Below are 4578 nucleotides of genomic sequence, written 5' to 3'. Positions count from 1 at the left end.
TTTAATATCTCCAGCGGATCACCAATCTTACTGATTTTTTCCATTCTGTTTTCTTCATCGAAGAAACTTTTCATTCGTACTTTCATGCTTCTATTATACCATGTTTTGATGATTCCTTCAATGGGTTTTTAGAGGTTACCTAAAATTTGTTTGATGAAGTGTAAGGCACGGTTGATTTACACAAGGATATTATTGCAAAAGGCTATGCATCCCTGCAAAGCCTTTTCTGCGATTATTCGTCCACGTCGCTACACTTGTCAAGCCCGTGAAGCAGTTGGATATAAACGCACTCCGCACGTTCATGTTCCTCGCCGTCCGTAGATATCATCATTTCAAGGAAATATACTCACGATAAGAGCAGCGGTCACCGCACACAGCATATTGACATTTATTATCGCTTCGATGTCGCAGTATCGACTGCGGTCGCTGACAGTATGAAGTACGACAAAAAGAGAAAGGTTGCGTAACCAATGCGGTTACGCAACCTCATCTTAAAATCTCAAATACTTCTTTATCGGCGCTCCCTCTCGGGAGCTGCTTCTTTCATAACATTATATCGCCTTTTCTTCGTGTGAATTTCGTGTGAATTTCGTGTGAATTCGTGTGAATTATGCCTGTATTTTCTTCACACGCAACTGCAAAATTTCAGTTATACCTGCTTTCTGTAGTTAACAGGAAAGCCTGTATTTCGGTGTTTTTCTCGAAATACAGGCTTCTTAAAAAAAGCGGACAGAGAGGAATTCGAATTTTTGTAACGCACTGTTTTTGTCAATTTATAGCCTTTTATAATTTTCGTGTGGAATAAATGAGTGGAATAGAATTATTCCGAATGAAAATCATTTCTGCTATAGTCATTTCCTTTCAATTGCTTATTGCTTTCTATTGCATTACTTCAATCTTTTAATGCGATGTATTTGAAACAGATGTTATATGTGTCAATAGACCTTGGGCTATTGACATACTCTATCTTGTCAGACACAAACTGCTTTAATGAATTCTGCTCAAAGTACGGTAGAATATACTCAAATGCCTCCGTCACATACGGTTCAAGGTCATACATTTCAAAGTGGCTCACTTTAGGAACGACAAACATTTCTTCATATGTTGTACATTATTGTTTCTGCATATCTGACAGATCACGCCTTCAAAGGGATACCATTTTGTGTAATATCTTTTATATGTCAATAGCTCTGGTTTTCTGAACATTTTAAGAGTTATCGAAAATACGGATATTTTTTATGCTGTAACAATACTGTCAGCCTTATGTAGCTTGAGCTTCTCAACTGCCTGCTCTCTCATCTTGTACTTGAGTATCTTTCCTGCGGCATTCATCGGGAAGCCGTCAACGAAATCAACATATCTCGGGCACTTGTGCTTTGCCATTCTTGCAAGGCAGAAGTCCTTTATCTCCTGCTCGGTAGCTGTCTCGCCGTCCTGCAGTACGATACAAGCCATTATCTCCTCGCCGTAATCCTCATCAGGTACGCCGATAACCTGTACGTCCTTTACCTTTGGATATGTGTAGAGGAAGTCCTCAATCTCCTTGGGGTAGATGTTTTCACCGCCGCGGATTATCATATCCTTGATACGGCCTGTTATCTTGAAGTATCCGTCCTCGGAACGGCGCCTTGCCAGGTCTCCAGTGTGGAGCCAGCCTTCGCTGTCAATAGCTGCTGCAGTTGCTTCGGGCATCTTGTAGTAGCCCTTCATAATGTTATATCCTCTTGCTACGAACTCGCCGTCAACGTCATCAGGAACCTCCTGATTAGTCTCAGGATCAACTATTCGGCACTCAACACCGAAAATAGGTCCGCCGACAGTGTTAACACGCTGCTCTAATGAGTCAGTGGTCTTGCTCATGGTAGTTGCAGGAGAAGCTTCGGTCTGACCGTAGGTTATACAGATCTCGCTCATGTGCATCTTCTCAACGACCTCTTCCATTGTCTTGATAGGACAAGGAGAGCCTGCCATGATTCCTGTTCTCATGTAAGAGAAGTCTGTCTTCGGGAAGTCCTCATGTCCAAGCATAGCAATGAACATTGTAGGAACACCGTGGAAACAGGTTATCTTCTCCTTGTTGATGCAAGCAAGTCCCTTTCTCGGTGAGAAACGTGTTATAGGAGACATTGTTGTACCATGAGTCATGGAGGCTGTCATAGCCAGAACCATGCCGAAGCAGTGGAACATAGGCACCTGAATCATCATACGGTCAGCTGTGGAGAGATCCATGCAGTCTCCGATAGCCTTACCGTTATTGACTACGTTATAGTGTGTAAGCATTACGCCCTTCGGGAAGCCTGTTGTTCCTGAGGTGTACTGCATATTTGCAACATCGTGGATATCGATAGTCTTTCTTACGCGCTCCACCTCGCTGTAGGGAACATTCTTTGAAAGCTCCATAGCCTGCTCCCATGTAAAGCAGCCTTTATTCTCGGAGTCAACTGTGATAACATTCTTGAGATAAGGAAGCTTTGCAGAATTGAGCTTTCCTGGTTCGCAGGTCTCAAGCTCGGGACAGAGCTCCTTGATGATATCTACATAGTTTATGTTCTTGATACCGTCTATCATAACGAGAGTCATGGTATCAGACTGTCTCAGAAGATACTCAGCCTCGTGGATACGGTATTCTGTATTCATTGTAACAAGAACAGCACCGATCTTTGTGGTAGCCCAGAATGTGATATACCACTGAGGTACATTTGTAGCCCAGATAGCAACGTGGTCGCCCTTCTTTACGCCCATTGCAAGGAGTGAACGTGCAAAAGTATCAACATCGTCGCGGAACTCCGGGTATGTTCTTGTATAGTCAAGCTCAGTATAGCGGAATGCATACTGATTGGGGAACTGCTCACAGATACGGTCAAGTATGTCAGGGAAGGTGTAATTGATGATACGTTCCTTAGGCCATGGATACTGACCGTCACCTCTCATGTTTGTCTGGAGAGGGTGCTTGTGCTTTTTCTTATAGGGAGCCATGTACTCTGCGAACTGAGGTATAACGATACCTGCGTCGCTGAGATCACGCGCCCAGCGCTTTACCCATTCAAGGGAGATATAGCCGTTGTAGTTGATAGTATCAAGGGCTTCTATCATAGCCTTTACAGGGATATCGCCGGTGCCCATGATACGGTACTCTACAGTGCCGTCCTCGCGCATAACGCTGTCCTTGACCTGTATGTACTTGATGTACTCGCCGAGATTTGCAACTGTAGTCTCGGGAGCTTCATTGTTATAGCGATATGGGTGATGCATATCCCAGAGAGCAGCCACCTTGCGGCTCTTTACGCTGTCGAGCACCTTTGCAAGTCTTGCTGTATCGGAGTATACGCCGTTTGTCTCAACGAGGAGAGTTACATTATACTCCTCAGCTATAGGAACGAGCTTCTTCAGCGTCTCTATGATATAGTCATCGTCAACATCGCCGCCGGGGGCAGGTTCAAGGTCGCCCAGTATTCTGATATATGAAGCGCCGAGCTTGCTTGCAAGCTGAGCATAAGCCTTTATCTCGTCCTCTGCCTCCTGATACTTGTCCTTGAATTTAAGGCAGGCACCTGATGATAGACAAGGAATTTCAAGTCCCAGCGACTGTAGCTTGGCAATGGTATTAGGAAGCTGAGCCTCAGTAAAAGGCTGAGCCTTGACGGAGAATATCTCGTTGCCGAGACCTCTTATCTCGATTCCGTCGAACTTAAAATCCTTTGCCATTGAATAAATGTCTGTCCATGACCATTCAGGACAAGCAAGTGTTGAAAAGCCGATTTTCATATTTATCATTCCTTTTTTAATTATAAATATATATGCATAAAGGTGTACACATAAAATGAACAAAACAAATCTGACAAGAAAAACGGGTTAAAGTATCGTCTCCATACAGATCTTCTGCGGCTTCAAGCCGAGACTTTCATAAAATTTCATTGCACCCGGATTACAAGTCCATACATTCAGTGTGATGTTGTAAAAGCCGCTTTTCTTCGCATATTCCAGAACGTGTTCATAGAGCAGCTTGCCTATATGCTTACCTCTGTTATTTTCATCCACGCAGATATCATCAATGTACAGCGTTTTTATATCTGTCAGGACGGAATCACCAACTACTTGTTTATGAATACAGAAAGCGTGTCCTAAAACTTTCTCCTTGTCAACACAAACAAATACAGGCGTCATGGAATCTTTAATGATTTTCAGTAATTCCTCTGCGTTATATTTTGTAGCCGGTCCTTTGAAAAGATCCGGTCTGCCATTGTGGTGAACCATATCGACCTGAAGCAGAAGATTCAGAATCCCGGGAATATCTGTACTTATAGCTTTTCTTATCAGCATTAGTCTATCCTTCCGTTTAATCACAAAATATCAGCAGTGCGAAGCAACATATCCTCTGTCTTTTCCCAACCAAGGCATGGATCAGTGATAGACTTTCCGAATACTCCGTCATTAATGCCCTGTGAACCGTCCTCCAGATAGCTTTCGACCATGAATCCCTTTATCATGCGGCGAATGTCTTTATTGTGACGGCAGCAGTGCATAACTTCAGAAAGAATACGAGGCTGTTCAAGATACTGCTTACCTGAGTTAGCGTGG

At 43.5% G+C, this 4578-nt stretch carries 2 protein-coding genes and 1 pseudogene; all 3 read right to left on the bottom strand.

The window, feature by feature from the left end:
• Positions 1–1236 precede the first annotated feature (1236 nt).
• A complete protein-coding gene (locus tag K5677_RS04035; protein ID WP_296724961.1) occupies positions 1237–3765 on the bottom strand; it encodes an AMP-binding protein in 2529 nt (842 codons plus the stop codon).
• 87 nt (positions 3766–3852) lie between these two features.
• Positions 3853–4320, bottom strand: coding sequence for a GNAT family N-acetyltransferase (locus K5677_RS04030; protein WP_296724959.1), 468 nt, complete (start codon positions 4318–4320; stop codon positions 3853–3855).
• 20 nt (positions 4321–4340) lie between these two features.
• Positions 4341–4578 (bottom strand): annotated as a pseudogene (locus K5677_RS04025) (3-deoxy-7-phosphoheptulonate synthase); the annotation flags it as partial.

The organism is Ruminococcus sp. (genome assembly GCF_024684275.1).
This window is presented reverse-complemented; position numbering and strand designations above follow the sequence as displayed.

What these genes read in the sequence shown, in the direction of transcription:
- K5677_RS04035 (WP_296724961.1), bottom strand. Translation starts at nt 3,765, where the DNA reads ATGAAAATCGGCTTTTCAACACTTGCTTGTCCTGAATGGTCATGGACA.
- K5677_RS04030 (WP_296724959.1), bottom strand. Translation starts at nt 4,320, where the DNA reads ATGCTGATAAGAAAAGCTATAAGTACAGATATTCCCGGGATTCTGAAT.